Below are 20,130 nucleotides of genomic sequence, written 5' to 3'. Positions count from 1 at the left end.
GTCGGGCACTTGTCGGGTGAGGGACAATGGAGGCTCTGTCAGGGCGGGTTGCATGAGGGGACGCATGTCGGAGGCGGAGCGGGCGGGGACATCCCGTCAGGACACTCGTCAGGACAACAACGGGCGTCTTCTCGCCGGGCGGTACCGGTTGGGAGGCGTGCTCGGTCGCGGCGGCATGGGCACGGTGTGGCGGGCCGAGGACGAGACTCTGGGCCGCACGGTCGCCGTCAAGGAGCTGCGGTTCCCGACCAACATCGACGAAGAAGAGAAGCGGCGCCTGATCACGCGGACGCTGCGCGAGGCCAAGGCGATCGCGCGGATCCGCAACAACAGCGCGGTGACGGTCTACGACGTGGTCGAGGAGGACGACCGGCCGTGGATCGTGATGGAACTCGTCGAGGGCAAGTCGCTCGCCGAGGCCATCCGGGAGGACGGACTCCTCGAACCCAAGCGTGCCGCCGAAGTGGGCCTGGCGATCCTCGACGTGCTGAGGTCCGCGCACCGCGAGGGCATCCTGCACCGTGACGTGAAGCCGTCCAACGTGCTCATCTCCGAGGACGGCCGGGTCGTGCTCACCGACTTCGGTATCGCCCAGGTCGAGGGCGACCCGTCCATCACCTCGACCGGGATGCTCGTCGGCGCCCCCTCCTACATCTCCCCGGAGCGGGCCCGCGGGCACAAGCCGGGCCCCGCGGCCGACCTCTGGTCGCTGGGCGGGCTGCTGTACGCGTCGGTGGAGGGCGTTCCGCCGTACGACAAGGGCTCGGCCATAGCGACGTTGACCGCGGTGATGACCGAGCAGTTGGACGAGCCGAAGAACGCCGGCCCGCTCAAGGACGTCATCTACGGCCTGCTCACCAAGGACCCGGCCAAGCGCCTCGACGACGCGGGCGCGCGGACGATGCTCAACGCCGTGATCCACGCGCCGGAGCCGAAGGACGAGCCGGAGCTCGCGCTGGACGCGACGAAGGTCGTGCCGCTGCCCCCGCAGCCCGACGAGGACGCGGGCAAGCGGAGTTCGGGAGGCGGCAAGCGGGGCGAGGAGGCGGGCGAGCGGTTCCGCGGGGCGCTGCGTTCCGTACGGAAGGCCGCCGGGGCGGCGGGAGCGGCGGCGACATCCGCGGCTGCCGCGCGCACCAAGTCCGGGGGCGAGACGGAGGGTTCCGGGAAGAACGGGGCCGGGACCGCGGCCAAGTCCCCGTCGAAGTCCACGTCCCCCTCCAAGTCCCCGTCCACGTCCACGGACGGTGGGGGTACGGCCGGTTCCGATGCCGGTTCGGCCGGTTCGGGGGCGGCCGGCGTCTCCTCTTCGGCGAAGGGGACATCTTCGGCGAAGGGTGCGTCGAGCGGGGCCGCTCCGGCCTCGGGCACCGCTTCGTCTCCGGGTGCCGCTTCGGGGTCGGGCGCCGCTTCCACTTCCAGCGCGGCTTCGGGGGTCGGTACGGCCTCGGGGTCCGGTGCGGCTTCGGGGTCGGCGTCGAGGGCGGGCGGAGTGCCCGGGCCTCGGGACGGAAGCACGCAGGGTGCGAACGGCGGTACCGGGGGCCGGAGTTCCGGCTGGCCCGTGATGACTCCGCCGGACCTGCCGCCCCGGCCCGTGCCGAGGGCGCCGCTCACCGACGTGGTGCCGCGCAGGACCCTGGTGATCATCGCGGTGGTCGTGGCGCTCGCCGTGATCGGCACCGTACTGATGCTCACCCTCGGCGGTGGCGACGATTCGAACGGGGCCGAGGGCGGCGGTGCCAAGACGACGGCCAGCGCGAGCGGGAGCGCCGACACCAAGGAGGACGAGGGCGGCGGCACCCGTACGGACGGCTCGGCGACCGGGTCCGCGGGGACGGAGTCGGGAGCGCGGAACACGGCCGGAGGCAAGCCGAGCGCGGCCGAAGGCAGCGAGCCGGGGCCCGACGGATCCTCCGGTTCCGGTTCTGCCGGTTCCGCGGGTTCCTCCGGCGAGGCCCCGGTGGCCTCCACGCACCGGGGGAGCCAGGGGTACTCGATCGGGCTCCCCGCGGGCTGGAAGTACCGGTCGACGGACGCGGCGGGGGACCGGTTCACCGGGCCCGCCGGGCAGAAGCTGCTCATCGCCTGGACGTCCACCCCGAAGAGCGACCCGGTGGCGGACTGGGAGAACCAGGAACGCTCCATGGTGCGTCCCCAGTACCAGAAGATCCGAATAGAGAAGGTGAACTACCGCGGCTGGAACACGGCTGACTGGGAGTTCACCTATGTCGACGGCGGGACGAAGTACCGCTCGATCGACCGCGGGTTCGTCGTCAACGGTCACCTCGGATACGCGTTGATGTACACCGCGAAGGCCGCGAACTGGGGCAGCGAGCTGCGCGAGACCACCTGGAAGACGCTGGCGAAGACGTTCACGCCGAAGTCGTGAGGAGCCGTCCGGTGATCGATCTTCTGTTCGATCTCCGGTTTGGTGCGTGAGATCCGGCAACCCCTCTTTGTGGGTTGCCTTCGGCACGTATCGTGAATGCGTGCGGACCGAACGCATCCAGAGACAAGTGCGGAACGGGCCGCGGCACGAACGGAATTGATTGACCGGGCGGCGCCGGGGGGAGGCAACGTGGACGACTACGCGGGTCGGGTACTCGCTGACCGCTACCGCCTGCCGCTGCCGCCCACCGACGAGTACGAACTCACCGAGACCCGCGCCTTTGACACCTACAGCGGGCAGGAAGTCCTGGTCAGGCAGGTGCCGTTGCCTGAGGTCGTCGAGGCGGAGGTACTTGACGCCGAGGGGCTGCCGGAGGGCTTCACGGCCAGGGACCCCCGAGGAGCGCGGGAGCGCGGGGGCCGGCGCACGCCCACGGGCGGAAGTGTGCGGCGCCCGGCGGACCTAGCCGTACGACGGGCCGTCGAGGCAGCACAGGCCGCGGCGCGGATACCCGACCATCCGCGGCTCGACCAGGTCTTCGACGTGTTCGCCGAGGGCGGTTCGCTGTGGATCGTCAGCGAGTTGGTGGCCGCGCGGTCACTGGCGACGCTGCTCGTGGAGAAGCCGCTGACGCCGTACCGGGCCGCGGAGGTGGCCGCCGACGTCCTCATGGCCCTACGGGTCCTGCACGCCCACGGCTGGGTCCACCGCAATGTCACCGCGCGCACGGTGCTCGTGTGCGACGACGGCCGCGTGATGCTGACCGGTCTGGCGGTGGGGGCGGCGGAGGAAGCGCTCTGCGGGTACGACCCGGTGCCGCCCGAGGACGCCGAGTGGGGTGCCGGTGGCGGTGAGAGCGGTGCCGGACGAGGGCTCGCCGGGGGAGCCGCGGGTTCCGGCGCAGCGGCCGCGGGGCCGGGCGGTGTCGGGTACGGCTCGCGTGGACCTCTCGGGTCTGGTGGCGCCGGTGGTCCTGGTGGCACCGGTGGTCCCGGTGGCGGCCATGGCCCGGTGAGTGCCGTCGGGCTGGAGGGGGCGGAGGCGGAGGCTGCCCGTCGAGCCGCGATCGAGGCGCGGGCTGCCGGGGCGCTGCCGGCGACGGGGGCGGAGACGACGAACACGGCGCCGGCGGTACCGGCCCGCAGGGCTGTCGACAGCGGCGCGGACATCAGGGCGGCGCGGGCCGGGGCGATCGCCGCGTATCGCGCGGGCGCACGGGCCGCGGCCCGGGTCCAGGAGGCACAGGGCGGCCGGGCGGCCCTGCCGGGAGCACGCCCCTCTCCCGAGGGTGACTCCGCCGCGCGGGCCCAAGGCTCCGCCCAGCACCCGCCGTACCCCACCGCCAACGGCCTCCAGCCGCCCTCCCATTCCGGGCCGCCGGGGCAGACCGCCGATCCCTACGGCGTGGGCGGCGCCTCCTGGCACGGTGCCGCGCCCCGTGGCGGGGCCGCCGGGACACCGGAGGCCGGAGGCGTCGGACCCCTCGTACCCGGACCCGAATTCGGACCCGGACCCGGACCCGGACCCGGATTCGAAGCCACCCCTGTCCCCGCCGAAGGCATCGGCGGTGTGCACACCGGCGGAACGTCGGCGCCGCCTCCCGATGCCGCCGCCCTGCCTCCCGGCACGTGGGATGGGCCGACCACCGGCGCGCCCGCGCGGCGGGGGCCGACGACCGCGTTGGCGGCCGAGCGGGCCCGGCAGGCACGGATGGCCGTGGTGGGAGCCGTGACCGAGCGATGGGCGCCGGAACAGGCCGGGCCCGTGCACGAGAACTGGCAGCTCGCGGCGCCGATCGGGCCCGCCACCGACCTGTGGGCGCTCGGCGCGCTGCTGTTCAGGGCCGTGCAGGGGCACGCGCCCTATCCGGAGGAGTCGACCGCCGAGCTGGTGCAGTTGGTCTGCGCGGAGCCGCCCGCCTTCGCCGAGGAGTGCGGACCGCTCAGGCCGGTCGTCGAGTCGCTGCTGCGGCAGGACCCGACCGAGCGGCTCGGCTTCGAGGAGTTGAGCGGCTGGCTGCGTTCGCTGGTGCGTTCGGCGCCCGAGCCGGAGGCCGGCGTGCACGTCGTCGCCGCGCCGCCCGCCGACACCAGCCGACTGCCCGTCGTACGGCGGCGGGGCGAGCTGGTGCGCAGGCGGCGTGCCGGGCTGCCCGCGCACCACGGGCGGCACAAGCGGGCGCGGGAGGGGTCCGGTTCACCACGCAGGCTCGGCCGGACCCTGCTGGTGCTGATCCTGCTCCTGCTGGCCGGCGCGATCGCGTACGCCATGCTCTTCATGCCGAAGTCCGACCCCGGCACGGAGGGCGCCGGGGACCGTACCGGCACCGTCGACGAGGTGAGCGAGGCGCCCGAGCCGTCCTCGGAGGCGAGCAGTGAGCCCCGGCCCGACCAGACCTCACCGGGGTCCGGGAACAGCCCCTCGTCGTCCGCCGGTTCCACCGGGAAGCAGCCGACCGGGCCCGACGTCCCCGACGGCTTCGCGCTGCGCAAGGACGCCGAGGGCTTCCAGGTGGCCGTGGCCAACGGCTGGGACCGCACACCGGTCAACGGGCGCGGTCAGGTCGTGTACTCCCACGGGAACTTCGAGCTCGTCGTCGTACCGGGACGGGACACCGAGGCCGAGGACGGCGGCGACCCGATGGTCTACCAGCGGGAGAAGGAGCCGGAGCTGCAGCCCTACCGCGACTCCAGTTGGGCCACCGCGACCGGGCTGAAAACGATCCAGGTGGGCGGGCGGACCATGGCCGAGGGGCAGTTCACCTGGACCGGCGACGACGGACGCGAACTGTACGTGCGCAACATCGCGATGCTGATCGGCGGGAAGTACCACGTCGTACAGGTACGAGGTCCGGAGGCCGAGCGGGACGAGGTGACCCGGCTGTACGAGCAGGCGTCGGCCACCTACCGGACCACCGGCTGAGGAGAGGGCCCGCGGGGCCGGACGCCGGTCAGGGCCGGGAGGTTCACCGCTGTTTCCGCAAGCTACAACCGTCACAGTGCGGTCACCGTGACGCCCCCCTGGTTCCGTTCGGCGAGGGCCGGTCCCTACTCTGACTCTGTCAAGAGCATTGCGGGGCAACGTGAATCAGATGCAGGGCCAGCTCCTCGCGGGGCGCTACCGGCTCACCGACCCGATAGGCGCGGGCGGCATGGGCCGAGTGTGGCGTGCCCACGATGAGGTGCTGCACCGAGCCGTCGCGATCAAGGAGTTGACGGCCGCGCTGTACGTGTCCGAGAGCGACCAGGCCGTCCTGCTCGCCCGTACCCGGGCGGAGGCGCGCGCGGCCGCCAGGATCAACCACTCCGCCGTCGTCACCGTGCACGACGTACTGGACCACGACGGCCGGCCGTGGATCGTGATGGAGCTGGTCGAGGGCCATTCGCTGGCCGACGCGGTCAAGGAACAGGGCCGCGTCGAGCCCACCGAGGCCGCCCGCATCGGACTGTGGGTGCTGCGGGCGCTGCGCGCCGCGCACTCCGCCGGGGTCCTGCACCGGGATGTGAAACCCGGCAACGTGCTCCTCGCCAGGGACGGCCGGGTCCTCCTCACCGACTTCGGCATCGCCCAGATCGAGGGCGACACGACCATCACCCGGACCGGAGAGGTCGTCGGCTCGGTCGACTACCTCGCCCCGGAGCGGATCCGCGGCCACGACCCGGGAGCCTCCTCCGACCTGTGGGCGCTCGGCGCCACGCTGTACACGGCGGTCGAGGGCAGGTCGCCGTTCCGCCGCACGACACCGCTGACCACCATGCAGGCCGTGGTGGACGAGGAACCCGCCGAGCCGCGGTACGCCGGTGTGCTCGCGCCCGTCATCACCGCGCTGTTGTACAAGGACCCTGCCGTACGGCCCGACCTGGTCGCCGCGGAGCAGATGCTCGCGGAGGCGGCGGAGGGGCGACGGTCGAGCGCGGCACAGGCGTATGTGCCCACAGCACATGTGAGTTCCCCGACCACGCCCTCCCACCACATGGGTGCGGGCACCATGGCCGCAGCCGCCCACCCCATGGGCACAGGCGTCGGCCCCATGGGTGCGCACCCCGCAGGCCCCCAGCCCACAGGTCCCGGCCACACGGGTCCCGGCCACACAGGCCCCGGTCACTCAGGCCCGCACTACACCAGCTCGCACCAGCAGGCGAAAGCCCGCGCCGGGGCGAACGCCCCGGTCGCCACGCCGGTGGCGGCCACGCCGTACCCTGCCGCGACCGGCCCCACCGTGCTCGGCCCGCCGCATCTCGCCGACAACGCTGCCAACGCCGCCACCGGCGTCACGACTTCGCCGAAGCGCCGCCGACTGCGGACGGCGGCCCTCGTCGTCGCCCTCGCCGCGATCATCGGTGGGGGCACTGCCGTGGGACTGCAGACGTGGGACGAGTCGCGGCAGGACGCCGGCAAGTCCGCCTCGCCGAGTCCCACGGACACCGGCGCGAGCAGACCGCGCGCCGGCGGCGGGGGCGTTCCGGCCTCCTGGGTCCGCCACGACGACCGCGTCGGATTCAGCGTCTATCTGCCCAAGAACTGGCAGCGGAAGGTCTTCGACGTCGACGGCGACCTCACCCAGATCGACTACTCCCCGGACGGCGGCAAGCACTTCCTCCGCGTCGCCATCGACACCTCACCGGACTTCAGGAACCCGAAGGCCCACCAGCTCGACCTGGAGCAGCAGTTGTCGCAGCGGCTGCAGAACTACGAGCAGGTGACCCTGCACGACAACCTCTACCGGGACCGCGACGGCGCCCGGTGGGAGTACACGTGGACCGCGCTGCGCAAGGACACGGCCTACCCCGGGCCGCGCCGGGCCGTGGAGGAGACGTACATGTCCAGGGACGGCGTCGAGTACGCCCTCTACATGTCGTCGCCCGCCAAGGACTGGGCGACCACGAGCAAGCAGTTCACCGCGGTGCTGCAGGGCTGGGAGGAGAAGACCGCCTGAGTCCGGCCCGGCGGATTTGGCCGGTCGGCGTCCCGGAAGGGGCCCGTCCGGTGCGGGATGATGGGGCGCATGAGGACCGAGGGGGACAACGCCCGCGTCATCGCGGACCGTTACCGGCTCGAGGCGCGGCTCGGTCGTGGCGGCATGGGGATCGTCTGGCGGGCGACCGACCAGCTGCTCGGCCGCAGCGTGGCGGTCAAGGAGCTCCCTCTCGACGAGACCCTCTCCGCCGACGGGGCACGGCGGCGGCGGGACCGCACCCTGCGCGAGGCGCGTGCGGTCGCCCAGTTGAGCCATCCGCACATCATCGTGGTCCATGACGTCGTCGAGCACGACGAACGCCCGTACATCGTCATGGAGCTGATCGAGGGGGTCTCGCTCGCCGAGCGGATCGCCGCGCACGGCCCGGTGTCCGCCGACGAGGCCGCCCGGATCGGCGTGGCCCTGCTGGGCGCGCTGCGCGCCGCGCACCGGGCGGGGGTCCTGCACCGCGACATCAAGCCCGCGAACGTCCTCGTGGAGGACGGCACCGAGCGCGTCGTGCTCACCGACTTCGGTATCGCCCAGGTCGCGGGCGCCACCACGCTCACCGAGACCGGGTCCTTCGTCGGCTCGCCCGAGTACACCGCGCCCGAGCGGATGTCCGGAGCGAGCACCGGACCCGCGTCCGACCTGTGGTCGCTGGGCGCGCTGCTGTGCACGATCCTGAGCGGCGAGTCGCCGTTCCGTCGCGACTCGCTGGGCGGCATCCTGCACGCCGTCGTCTCCGCCGAGATCCGGCCGCCCGCCCAGGCCACGCCGATCCTGCCCGTCGTACGGGGCCTGCTCGAACGCGATCCGGAGCGACGGCTCGACGCGGAACGGGCCGAGCGGATGCTGCGGACCTTCCGGGACACCGGCCGCACACCGGACCTGCCGTCCGGCCGCACCCGCACCATGTCACTCGGCCGCGCCCGCACCATGTCACTCGGCCGCACCCGCACGCCGTCGTTCGGCCGCGCCCGCGCGACAGCACCAGGCAGTGCCCGCTCCAAGGCACCCGGCGGTACGTCAACCCCCGAACCGCCGGCCCGAACGTCCACCGAACAGCCCGCCCCGCCGCACCCTCCCGGCCACCAGCCGGAGCCCCCGTCGGACGGCCCGCGGGACCGCCCCCCCGGGCACGCCCCCGCGCCCGAGCGGGACGTGCCCGCCCGGGACCACCCCTCGGCTCCTCCCGGCCGCTCCCCACGAGGCGTGCTGGTCACCGCGCTGCTGGTCGCCGCGATGGCCGGCGCGGGGGTGTCCGCGGCGGCGCTGCTCATGAACGGGGGCGACGAGGGGCCGGGAACGCCCGGGCACCCGGCACCCACGTACTCCTCCGCACCCCCGTACACCTCCGCGAGTACCGGATCGAGCCCCGGCTCCACCCCGAGCCCGTACCCCCGTCCCACCGCCCCCTCCGGCTACCGCTTCGCCCACGACCCCGCCGGGTTCGCGCTCGCCGTGCCGGACGGCTTCACTCGCGAACCCCAGGGTGAGCGGATCTTCTACATGTCACCGGGGCGGTCCTTCCGCCTCGGTATCAGGGTCGCCGACCTCGCGGCGGGCGGTCCGCTGACCGTGCTGCGGCGGGAGGCCGCCCAGGGGCCGGAGAACAACCCGGGTTACCGCGACGGGCGGGTCATCACGACCGAGCGCCGTGGACGCCCCGCCGCGCTCTGGGAGTTCACCTGGGACGGCTTCAGCGCGGCGGAGGGCCCCCGGCACACGTACGACCTGTGCTGGGAGGAGAACGGGCGGCTGTACGACGTCTGGGTGTCGTCGCCGGTCGGCAAGGTGCGGGAGGCGAAGGTGTACTTCTACGTCGCTGTCGACACCTTGGTCACGGGTCGGTGACTGGAAAGCGTTCACGGTGGATCCCGGACCGCTTGGCGCGATATGGATAGCCCATGAGCAGCAACGGGGGAGCACCCCACGGGTCCGACGAGCCGACGAGTTTTGGTCTGCGACCACCGAACCCGCCGTCCACGCAAGGCCCGCCGGCCACGCGGATCCCCCCGGCCGCGGCCCCGCAGGGCGTTCCGACAGCGGTGCCGCACCCGGACAACCCGTACGCCCGGCCGGCCCAGCTCGTGCCACCCCAGCCCCACCCGACGCCGGACCCCCGCCTCGCCCCGGACCCCCGCACCACCCCGGACCCCCGCCCCACGCCGGACCCTCACCCCGCGCCGACCCCCGACATCGGACGCCTCATCGCCGACCGCTACCGGCTGCTCGCCAAGCTCGGGCACGGTGGCATGGGCACCGTGTGGCGGGCCAAGGACGAGACGGTGGACCGCGAGGTCGCCGTCAAGGAACCCCGCGTCCCGGACCATCTGCCCGAGCGTGAACGGGCCAACGCCTTCGAGCGCATGCGCCGCGAGGCCCGAGCCGCGGCCCGGCTCGACCACCCCTCCGTGGTGAACGTCCATGACGTGGCGGTCGTGGACGGCCGCCCGTGGATCGTGATGGAGCTGGTGCAGGGCCGTTCGCTGGGCCAGGCGTTGCAGGAGGGCACCCTCGGGGCCCGCGAGGCGGCGAGAATCGGCCTCGAGGTGCTGGGCGCCCTGGAGGCCGCGCACGCGGCGGGCATCCTGCACCGGGACGTCAAGCCGGACAACGTGCTCCTCGGCCGTCACGACCGGGTCGTCCTCACCGACTTCGGTATCGCGCAGATCGAGGGCGAGACCAACCTGACCGACACCGGCGGCTTCGTCGGCTCACCCGAGTACATCGCGCCGGAACGGGTGCTGGGCCAGCGGCCCGGCCCGGCCAGCGACCTCTGGTCCCTCGGCGTGGTCCTGTACGCGGCCACCGAGGGCGTCTCCCCGTTCCGCCGCAGCAACACCCCCGCCACCCTCCAGTCCGTCCTCAACGCCACCCCCGCGCCGCCCGCCTCCGCGCAGGGCCCGCTCGCCGACGCCATCAACGGCCTGCTCCAGAAGGACCCCGCGCGCCGCCCCAACGCCGCCCAGATCCGGACCCTGCTGGAGACGGCCGCGAACCCGTCGGCGCCGTCCCGGCCCACCCAGCCCATGGGGCACCCGGACGCCCCGCGGCGCGGCCTCCGGCTCGGCCGCAGGGCCTGGGCCGGCGTCGGTGCCGTGGTGGTCGCCGCGGCGGTGACGGCGTATCTGTTGATCGCGGACCCGTTCGCGGGCCCCCTGCCCGACGGCTGGACGACCAAGTACGAGAAGGACGTCGCCGCGGCCCTGGCGGTGCCCGCCGACTACCAGCGGTCCGTGCCCGACCGGGAGACCGACAAGGGGCACTGGGTCAGGTACACCGACTGGAGCGGCAGCATCTGGATCGGCGTGACCCTGGAACGGAAGGCCGAGGACACCGGCAACGCCATCGCGGGCTCCGCGGCCGCCGAGATGTACGACGACGACGCCGAGTTCAAGTCGGCCGGCAGCTACGCCCTCGACATGCCCGAGAAGGCGAGGACCACCCCCGACGACGCGACCTACCAGGGGCACAAAGCCGCCCAGACCAAGGTCGTCTACGACACCAACGACAGCGAGAACCCGCTCCCCCGTGAGGTGAGGATCCTCTACTACCGGACCAAGGGCGGCGACATGTACAAACTCACCGTCAGCTATCCGGGCAAGGGCGACTTCACCGAGCGCGGCCGTGCGGTGGCGAACACGGCGCTCGCGAACCTGGAGGTCGACCGGTTGTGACCCTCCCGGTGATCGTCGCTCGTACAACGCCCTGATCAGCGCATTCTCTGCCAGTGATCGCTGGCGTCGTGTGAGCGGTCGGTGAATCCCGATTACTGGCGGGTACCCAAAGCCTCCGCCGCGGAATACCCTGCGGCTCATGACGGACGCGCAGGCCCCGGCCCAGACCGGCACGAACCCCATCGCCCCCGCCCCGGCGGGCGCCCGTACCGCCGCCGACGTGGTCACGCCCGAGCTGATCGCCCAGCTCGCCAAGGGCGTGGTCGGCTCCGGCAAGACCGCCAACCACACGCCGTTCACCGGTGAGAAGCTGGCGGACCTGCCCGAGTCCACCCCCGAGGACGTGGCGCGGGCCTTCGACGCGGCCCGCAGGGCACAGGCCGTGTGGGAGAGGACGCCGGTACGGCAGCGGGCCGCCGTCCTGCTCCGCTTCCACGACCTGGTGCTGGAGCGTCAGGCGGAGGTCCTCGACCTGATCCAGCTGGAGACCGGCAAGGCCCGTCTGCACGCCCACGAAGAGGTCCAGGCCGTCGCCGTCGCGGCCCGCCACTACGGCCGCAAGGCGCCCGCCTACCTCAGGCCGAAGCGGCACGCCGGTGCCGTCCCCACCCTCACCAAGGTCACCGAGCTGCGCCACCCGCGCGGTGTCGTCGGCCAGATCGCCCCCTGGAACTACCCGCTCGAACTGTCCGTGGGCGACGCGATCCCCGCCTTCGTCGCGGGCAACGCCGTCGTGATGAAGCCCGACACGGAAACCTGCCTCACCGCGCTGTGGGCCCGTGACCTGCTGATAGAGGCCGGCCTGCCGGCCGACGTGTTCCAGGTCGTCCTCGGCGAGGGCCCGGTGGTCGGCCCCGAGCTGGTCAGGCACGCCGACTACGTCTCCTTCACCGGCTCCACCCGCACCGGCCGCGAGGTCGCGCAGGGCGCCGCCGCCCGGCTGATCGGCGTCTCCCTCGAACTCGGCGGCAAGAACGCGATGCTCGTCCTGGAGGACGCCGACCTCGACAAGGCGGCCGCCGGCGCGGTCCGTGCCTGCTTCTCCTCGGCCGGCCAACTCTGCATCTCCATCGAGCGGTTGTACGTCCACGAGTCGATCGCCGACGCCTTCGTCGAGCGTTTCGCCGCCCGCACCAAGGCGATGCGGCTCGGTACGTCCCTCGCGTACGGCGCCGACATGGGGTCCCTGGTCGGCGAACGGCAGCTGGAGACCGTCACCCGGCACGTGGACGAAGCGGTCGCCAAGGGCGCGAAGCTCGTCGCCGGCGGGGTGGCCCGCCCCGACATCGGCCCGTACTTCTTCGAGCCGACCATCCTCGACGGGGTGACCGAGCCGATGTCGGTGTGCACGGAGGAGACCTTCGGCCCGGTCGTCTCCCTCTACCGCTTCAGCACCGACGAGGAGGCCGTCGAGCAGGCCAACTCCACGCCCTACGGCCTGAACTCCTCGGTCTGGACGAAGGACGGCCGCCGTGGCCGCGAGGTCGCCGCCCGCCTGCGCACCGGCACCGTGAACGTCAACGAGGGCTACGCGCCCGCCTACGGCAGCGTCCAGTCCCCGATGGGCGGCATGAAGGACTCCGGCCTCGGCCGCCGCCACGGCTCCGAGGGCATCCTCAAGTACACGGAGGCCCAGACGGTGGCCCAGCAGCGCCTGCTGCCGATGGCCCCCTCACTGGGCATGGACGACGAGAAGTACGCGCAGTTCATGAGCCGGAGCCTGCGCCTGATGAAGGCGTTCCGGTTCAGGTGACCGACCTCTAGGGGCGCGGGGAACTGCGCGAGAAACCACAACGGACCCGCACGGACACTCAACGAGGAGCACACGTGCCCCAGGACGCCTACGACTACGACGTCATCGTCGTCGGATCCGGCTTCGGCGGTTCCGTAACCGCCCTGCGCCTCAGTGAAAAGGGCTACACAGTAGGCGTCCTGGAAGCCGGCCGCCGCTTCACCCGCGAAACCCTCCCCAAGAACTCCTGGGACCTGAAGAACTACCTCTGGGCCCCCAAGCTCGGCCTGTACGGCATCCAACGCATCCATCTGCTGGGCAACGTCATGGTCCTGGCCGGCGCGGGTGTCGGCGGCGGCTCCCTCAACTACGCCAACACCCTCTACGTACCGCCGAAGCCGTTCTTCGACGACCCCCAGTGGCGGGACATCACCGACTGGCAGGAGGAGCTGGCGCCGTACTACGACCAGGCGCGCCGCATGCTCGGGGTCCGGCTGAACCCGACGATGACCCCGTCCGACGTGCACCTCAAGGCCGCCGCCGAGCGGATGGGCGTCGGCGACAGCTTCCACATGGCCCCGGTCGGCGTGTTCTTCGGAGACGGCGAGGACGCCGACGGCGCCACCAAGGCCGCTCCCGGCGAGCAGGTACCCGACCCCTACTTCGGCGGCGCGGGCCCGGACCGCAAGGCCTGCAACGAGTGCGGCGAGTGCATGACCGGCTGCCGGCACGGCGCGAAGAACACCCTCAACGAGAACTACCTGTACCTCGCCGAGAAGGCGGGCGCGGTGGTGCACCCGCTGACCACGGTCGTCTCGGTCACGGACGACTCGCAGGGCGGCTACGCGATCGCCACCCTCCCCACCGACGACCGCCGCCGGGCGAGGGGCCGGACGTTCAAGGCCCGTCGGGTGGTCCTCGCGGCCGGCACCTACGGCACCCAGACCCTGCTGCACCGGATGAAGGCCGGCGGTCAACTGCCGTACCTGTCCGAGAGGCTGGGCGAGCTGACCCGCACCAACTCGGAGGCCCTGGTCGGCGCGCAGACCGACGACCGCCGCTACCGCAAGGTGACCGGTGAGCCGAAGGTCGACTTCACCCGCGGAGTGGCCATCACCTCGTCCATCCACCCGGACGACAACACCCACATCGAGCCGGTCCGCTACGGCCGGGGCTCCAACTCGATGGGCAGCCTGTCCATCCTCCAGGTCCCCTACGCGGAGGGTTCGTCCCGGGCCCTGGCCTGGCTGCGGAACGCGGGCCGCCACCCGCTGCTTGTCCTGCGTTCCCTCTCCAACCGCCGCTGGTCGGAGAAGACCATCATCGGCCTGGTGATGCAGTCGCTGGACAACTCACTGACGACGTACCTGAAACCGGACGGCGTCGGCAAGGGCCTGCTGACCGCCCGCCAGGGTCACGGCTCCCCGAACCCCAAGCAGATCAAGGCGGCCTCCCAGGGCGCGTCCGCGATCGCCGCCGAGATCAACGGCTTCCCCGGCTCCAACGTCGGCGAACTGATGGGCACCCCGCTCACCGCCCACTTCCTCGGCGGCTGCCCGATCGGCGCCTCCCGCGAGAGCGGCGTCATCGACCCCTACCACCGCCTCTACGGCCACCCCGGCATCTCGGTCGTGGACGGCGCCGCGGTCTCCGCCAACCTGGGCGTCAACCCGTCCCTGACCATAACGGCCCAGGCGGAGCGGGCGATGTCCTACTGGCCCAACAAGGGCGAGGCGGACCCGCGTCCTTCGCAGGGCCAGGCCTACGAACGCCTCAAGCCGGTCGAGCCGCACGCACCGGCCGTCCCGGCGGACGCGTTCGGCGCGCTGAAGCTGCCGTTCCTGGGGATCCCGGCGGTCCCGCCGAAGAAGTAGCGGCACCGAACAGGGAGACGACAAGGAGAAGGACCTGCACCCCCCTCCGAGCGCAGGTCCTTCTCTTTTTCTTGCGGTAAGCCTTGCCGGGCCCGAAAGCGAGCCCAGCAACCCGAGCCCGGAGGCCCGAGCCGGCGGCTGCGGGTGCTTCGAGGTTGCTCGCGCAGTTCCCACTCGCCCCTGAGAGGTCGGCGCACTGGCCCCACCTCAAGGGGCGCGGGGAACTGTGCGACCAGCCCCCACTCGCCCGCAGCCAGACTTACGCCTCCACCCCGGCCTTCCGGCGACGCACCACGAACACCGCACCCGCACCGGCGACGACGGCGACGCCGCCCACGAGGCCGATCACCGGCAGCGCCGAACTCGAACCGGTCTCGGCGAGAGAGCCGGTGGCGGCGACCTCGTTGACGTCGGTCAGGTCGGTCTTGCCGCCCTGCGGCTTGGCGTCGTTCGGGTTACCGGCGTCGGAGCCGGCGCCGAGGATGTTGAAGAAGTACAGCCAGCCGTTCGGGTCGTCGGCGATCCAGCAGCCCTGGTCATCCGCGTACTCGGCGAAGCCCCCGGTCAGACCGAGGGAGTCCGGCACCTTGCCGCTGACGCTCAGCCGCAGCTGGTACGAGACCGACCCGCCGGCGTCGAGCGAGAACGCGGGGAACGTGCCGCCCTCACCGGCCGCGTTCGCGATGGTCTGCCAGGTGTGGGAGGACTTGTCGAAGACCTGGACGGTGATCTTGCCCGAGTAGTCCTTCTCGTCGTCCCAGCCGATGGCGGCGACGCCGATCAGCGGCTTGATGTCCTTGATCTCGTCGTCACCGCGGTTGGACACGTCGAACGTGAACCCGGTCCAGCCACTGCCGGCGACGATCGTCTCGGGCAGCCCCGACAGGCCGCTGTGCAGGTCGGCGCTGAGCTGGGCGGTGCTGCCGTCGTCCTCGTCGGTGCAGAGCTCGGTGTCGGCGGGCGTGCTCGCGCTGACGCTCGGCGACGGGGAGGTGACCGGGGAGCTCTCGTCACCGGCCGGAGTGCTCTCGTCGTCCGCCGGGGTGCTCTCGTCGTCGGCGGGGGTGCTGTCGTCGGCCGCGGGGGTGCTGTCGTCCGCGGCCGGGGTGCTGTCCTCGGCGGCGGGGGTGCTGTCGTCCGCGGCGGGGGTGCTGTCGTCCGCGGCCGGAGTGCTGTCCTCGGCGGCGGGCGTGCTGTCGTCGGCGGCGGGGGTGGTGTCCCCGGCCGCCGGGGTGCTCGTCGACGTGGTAGGCGTCCCGTCCGTCGCGAACGCGACCGGAGCGGAAAGCAGGGTGATCGGGGCTATGACGGCGGTCGCCGCCGCTGCCACCATGGCACGACGAAGCTTCATGAAGACCTCGGGAATCCGAAGTGCCGCGGTCCCGCAGCACTCTTGGGGGAGGCCTCCGCGTGTGGGGCGCGGGAGCGGCCCTTGGTACGCCGTGTTTGATCCGTGAAGGGGCTGAATGGTTGCCTCCGCATTCACGGAATTTTTATGTGGCCTGAGTCACACCTGGAATCGCCTTGTGAATGCGCTTTCCCACCGTCTAGAACTGTGGGTCGTGTCTGACAAGCCGTCCGAGGACCCGTCCTCGACACCGGAGTTCCCCGACGACATCTGGGAACAGTTCGCCCGCGACACCGAACGGGACATTCGCGGCTCGGCCCCCAAGGAGCCCTCCGCACGCGCCCGTCTCGTGACCGAGCGGCTGCGCCAACAGGAGGCGCGGGGTGAACTGCCCGAGGGCTGGCGCACCGGCCCGCCGATCCAGGGGACGAAGGGACGCACCGGTCGGCGCCGCAGGCTCTGGGGCCTGATCGGTGTACCCCTCGCCGTCGCCCTGGCCCTCGTCGCGATGAAACCGTCGTTGCTGCCGGGCGACCCCTTCGGCTCGGAGCCGGACTCCATCGCGGCTTCCCCCCTGCCCGCGGAAACCGCGGCTCCGACCGGTGCCCCCGCCGCCGCGGACCCCGAAACCCCCACGCTGGACGAGCCCTTCGCCGGTTCCCCCGCCCTGCGGTGGGCCGACGGCGCGTCCGGCATCGTCCTGCCGAAGGCGACCGCCGTCGGCGGGATACCCGCGGACCGGGTCGAAAAGGCGCTCCAGCTGACCAGGACGCTGCTGGTCGAAGCCAACCTGGACCCGAAGACGGTGGGCGGCGCACGCCCGGAGGCCGCCCTCGCGGTACTCGACCCGAAGCAGCCGAAGTTGCTCGACGACCTGAACCGCTCCCTGCGCACGCCCGGCGAGGACGACGACCCGCTGAGCATGTTCAGCCGCTTCGACCCCGCCGACGTACGACTCGTCGGCGACGTGATCAAGACCCGCGGCCGGATGACGTTCAAGAAGGGCGATCAGGGAGGAGTGGGTGTGCGGGCGGACTACACCTTCGTCTACCCGGTCGTCCGCGCCGACGGTTCGGTCGAGGTCACCCGCACCATCGTGCGTCGCGTCCTGGAGGTCGAACTCCTCGACCCCGCCCGTTACGTGACCACTCCCGACCGCCTGGTCGTGGTGCGCCACGACCGGGACGTCGGCAACACGGCCTGCGGGATCCACGACGGCTTTCTGCACCCGCGGTTCCGGTCGGCCGAACCCTCGGGCAGCCCGGCGACCGGCCCGACCACGGACCCGTACGACCGCAGCCGCCCGCTGGGTGCCGACGGGACGCAGCCGTGCGGAACCGTGTCACGGACCTGACGCGAGTCCCGTGCCCGGGCCGGGAGTTCGGCCGGGCGAACGGGCGGGTGGTGCGGGCATGCGAAGGGCCCCGCGGGACGGAGCCGCGGGGCCCTTCTTTCGTCAGCACCGACGTCAGGGCAGCGCCGGTGCCTGGCAGCGGCGCCGGGGGGTAGCGCCGCTTGTCCGAGTGCCCTGGCCGTCCGAGTGCGCCGGATCGGCGACCGGGCGCGTGCGGGACGCGTGCTTGGTCTCGACCTTTGGCAGTGGGGCACTGCACTCATGCTGTTGTGGGGGCGGGACTTGGGGGCTTTCTACGCATCGTGCTGGATGGCAGCGGCCTCCGCAACCGTTTGACCCGGTCTCGCTGCTTTTCCAGTACTTCTCTGGCGCTTCTCTGGTGCTTCTCTTGCCATTCCGTCGGTCGGCCCCGGGCGTCCCCGGAGCCGGCCTTCTCTTGGGTGACCGGGCTGCTGTCCCCTGCCGTCCGGTCACTTACCTGGAGCGAGGTCCCACGACGCACAGCACGATCCGTACGTCTCATCGCTCCAGTGAGCCACGCGTGGTTCTTTCGGGCCCGCCCCTGGCTGGCACGGACACCACACCAACGAAGCGCCGCTCGTCCCGGTCACGCGCCGTACGGGTGAGAGGCGGCCCGAACTCAGATCCGACCCCGGCACAGTTCGAGCAGGGTCATGGCGAGCGAGGTGCCCGGCCTGCCCAGCGCCTCGCTGTAGTGGTTGAGGATGTCCATCTCCCGGGAGAGGTTCACCCGCCGGCCGCCGGAGGTGATCCGAGCCTCCTGGACGACCGCGGACACGGCGATCCGTTCCTGGATCAGACCGATGATCCGGTCGTCCAGCGCGTCGATCCGTTCGCGGGCGCCGGTGATCACCTCGGCGGCCTCGGTGGTGTGGGCGCCGGTCTTCTCTGCGGCGGTGGCGGTCATGTCGGGGCTCCTCGTCGGACGGGGCGGATGCGGCGCCCCGGAGCGGCACGACCCGGGAAACGACAGGCGCCCCGGGCCTTGTCGGCCCGGGGCGCCTGGGAAGTCGCTTGTCAGTTGCTCAAGCAGCACGACCATGGCATCCGGCGGGCCGGTTGCCATAGGTAAAGACGAAGGTCGGGTGCGCGAGCATGGGCGTCAGTATGCCACGGGCTCCGGACGGTGTCCCCCGCCCACCCCGTTAGAATCGGTAATCACAGACCCCCGCCCGACCGCCGGAAGGCACCCCGTGTCATCAGCGACCCCCGCCCCCGACACCGTCCTGGTCGTCGACTTCGGCGCGCAGTACGCCCAGCTCATCGCCCGTCGTGTCCGCGAGGCCCGGGTCTACAGCGAGATCGTGCCGAGCACCATGCCGGTGGACCAGATGCTCGCCAAGAACCCGGCGGCGATCATCCTCTCCGGCGGCCCCTCCTCGGTGTACGCGGAGAGCGCCCCCCGCCTCGACCGCGCGCTCTTCGAGGCCGGCGTCCCCGTCTTCGGCATGTGCTACGGCTTCCAGCTGATGGCGCAGACCCTCGGCGGCACCGTCGACAACACCGGCGCCCGCGAGTACGGCCGGACGCCGCTGCACGTCTCGAAGTCCGGCTCGACCCTGTTCGAGGGCACCCCGGACGAGCAGCCGGTGTGGATGTCGCACGGCGACGCCTGCTCGGCCGCCCCCGAGGGCTTCACCGTCACCGCGTCCACGGACGTGGTCCCGGTCGCCGCCTTCGAGAACGACGAGAAGAAGCTGTACGGCGTCCAGTACCACCCGGAGGTCATGCACTCGACGCACGGCCAGCAGGTGCTGGAGCACTTCCTGTACCGGGGCGCGGGCCTGACCCCGACCTGGACCACGGGCAACGTGATCGAGGAGCAGGCCGCCGCGATCCGTGCGCAGGTCGGCGACCGGCGGGCGATCTGCGGACTGTCCGGCGGCGTGGACTCCGCGGTCGCCGCGGCCCTCGTCCAGAAGGCCATCGGCTCCCAGCTGACCTGCGTGTACGTCGACCACGGCCTGATGCGGAAGAACGAGACCGAGCAGGTCGAGAAGGACTTCGTGGCCGCGACCGGCGTGCAGCTGAAGGTCGTCGACGCCCAGGAGCGGTTCCTCACCGCGCTCAAGGGGGTCAGCGACCCCGAGGAGAAGCGGAAGATCATCGGCCGGGAGTTCATCCGGGTCTTCGAGCAGGCACAGGCGGAGATCATCGCGGACGACGGTCCCGAGGTCGCCTTCCTGGTCCAGGGCACCCTCTACCCGGACGTGGTCGAGTCCGGTGGCGGCACCGGCACCGCCAACATCAAGTCCCACCACAACGTGGGCGGACTGCCCGAGGACCTCGAGTTCGAGCTGGTCGAGCCGCTGCGCCAGCTGTTCAAGGACGAGGTCCGGATGGTCGGCCAGGAGCTCGGCCTGCCGGAGGAGATCGTCCAGCGGCAGCCGTTCCCCGGCCCCGGCCTGGGCATCCGTATCGTCGGCGAGGTCACCGAGGAACGCCTCGACCTGCTCCGTGAGGCCGACGCCATCGCCCGCGAGGAGCTCACCGCGGCCGGCCTGGACCGGGACATCTGGCAGTGCCCGGTGGTCCTGCTCGCGGACGTCCGCAGCGTCGGCGTCCAGGGCGACGGCCGCACCTACGGCCACCCGATCGTCCTGCGCCCGGTGTCCTCCGAGGACGCGATGACCGCCGACTGGTCGCGGCTGCCGTACGACGTGCTCGCGAAGATCTCGACCCGGATCACCAACGAGGTCAAGGACGTCAACCGGGTCGTCCTCGACGTGACCTCCAAGCCCCCGGGCACCATCGAGTGGGAGTAGTCCC

At 72.1% G+C, this 20,130-nt stretch carries 11 protein-coding genes; 9 read left to right on the top strand and 2 right to left on the bottom strand.

The features are described from left to right. The first annotated feature begins 64 nt into the window (after positions 1-64). The 7 genes from ABZ027_RS15585 to ABZ027_RS15555 all read left to right on the top strand — a co-directional run bounded on the left by ABZ027_RS15585 (position 65) and on the right by ABZ027_RS15555 (position 14,638). Positions 65-2,392, top strand: a complete 2,328-nt coding sequence (locus tag ABZ027_RS15585) for a serine/threonine-protein kinase (RefSeq protein WP_356768468.1) — start codon at positions 65-67, stop codon at positions 2,390-2,392. Between the two features lie 189 nt (positions 2,393-2,581). Then, positions 2,582-5,314 carry a protein kinase gene (locus ABZ027_RS15580; RefSeq protein ID WP_356768375.1) on the top strand — a complete coding sequence of 911 codons (2,733 nt, stop codon included), beginning with the start codon at positions 2,582-2,584 and terminating at the stop codon, positions 5,312-5,314. 169 nt (positions 5,315-5,483) lie between these two features. After that, a complete protein-coding gene (locus ABZ027_RS15575) occupies positions 5,484-7,328 on the top strand; it encodes a protein kinase (protein WP_356768374.1) in 1,845 nt (614 codons plus the stop codon). 69 nt (positions 7,329-7,397) lie between these two features. After that, positions 7,398-9,206, top strand: coding sequence for a protein kinase (locus tag ABZ027_RS15570; protein WP_356768373.1), 1,809 nt, complete (start codon positions 7,398-7,400; stop codon positions 9,204-9,206). Positions 9,207-9,259: 53 nt separating this feature from the next. Further along, on the top strand, positions 9,260-11,032 hold the full coding sequence (locus ABZ027_RS15565; RefSeq protein ID WP_356768371.1) for a serine/threonine-protein kinase: 1,773 nt from the start codon (positions 9,260-9,262) through the stop codon (positions 11,030-11,032). A 139-nt stretch (positions 11,033-11,171) separates the two neighbouring features. After that, entirely contained in the window at positions 11,172-12,785 is a 1,614-nt protein-coding gene (locus tag ABZ027_RS15560; RefSeq protein WP_356768368.1) for a succinic semialdehyde dehydrogenase, read from the top strand. Positions 12,786-12,859: 74 nt separating this feature from the next. Further along, the gene (locus ABZ027_RS15555) at positions 12,860-14,638 is read left to right on the top strand and encodes a GMC family oxidoreductase (RefSeq protein ID WP_356768367.1); all 1,779 of its coding nucleotides are present in this window, start codon (positions 12,860-12,862) and stop codon (positions 14,636-14,638) included. Positions 14,639-14,897: 259 nt separating this feature from the next. Here ABZ027_RS15555 and ABZ027_RS15550 read toward each other — a convergent pair whose 3' ends face one another. Beyond that, positions 14,898-15,989 carry an LAETG motif-containing sortase-dependent surface protein gene (locus ABZ027_RS15550; RefSeq protein ID WP_356768365.1) on the bottom strand — a complete coding sequence of 364 codons (1,092 nt, stop codon included), beginning with the start codon at positions 15,987-15,989 and terminating at the stop codon, positions 14,898-14,900. A 211-nt stretch (positions 15,990-16,200) separates the two neighbouring features. Here ABZ027_RS15550 and ABZ027_RS15545 point away from each other — a divergent pair, with 211 nt between their 5' ends. Further along, complete coding sequence (locus ABZ027_RS15545; protein WP_356768363.1) at positions 16,201-17,340, top strand: hypothetical protein; 1,140 nt, start codon at positions 16,201-16,203, stop codon at positions 17,338-17,340. A gap of 640 nt (positions 17,341-17,980) precedes the next feature. Here ABZ027_RS15545 and ABZ027_RS15540 read toward each other — a convergent pair. Further along, positions 17,981-18,268 carry a chorismate mutase gene (locus ABZ027_RS15540; RefSeq protein WP_356768361.1) on the bottom strand — a complete coding sequence of 96 codons (288 nt, stop codon included), beginning with the start codon at positions 18,266-18,268 and terminating at the stop codon, positions 17,981-17,983. Positions 18,269-18,554: 286 nt separating this feature from the next. On the opposite strand from ABZ027_RS15540, the gene guaA reads away from it, so the two are divergent. After that, complete coding sequence (guaA, locus tag ABZ027_RS15535; protein ID WP_356768359.1) at positions 18,555-20,126, top strand: glutamine-hydrolyzing GMP synthase; 1,572 nt, start codon at positions 18,555-18,557, stop codon at positions 20,124-20,126. Positions 20,127-20,130 lie beyond the last annotated feature (4 nt).

It is taken from the genome of Streptomyces sp. NPDC006332 (assembly GCF_040612855.1).
In the GTDB taxonomy this organism is placed as follows: Bacteria; Actinomycetota; Actinomycetes; order Streptomycetales; family Streptomycetaceae; genus Streptomyces.
The sequence above is the reverse complement of the archived record's forward strand: the minus strand, read 5'-3'. Positions and strand labels throughout refer to the sequence as shown.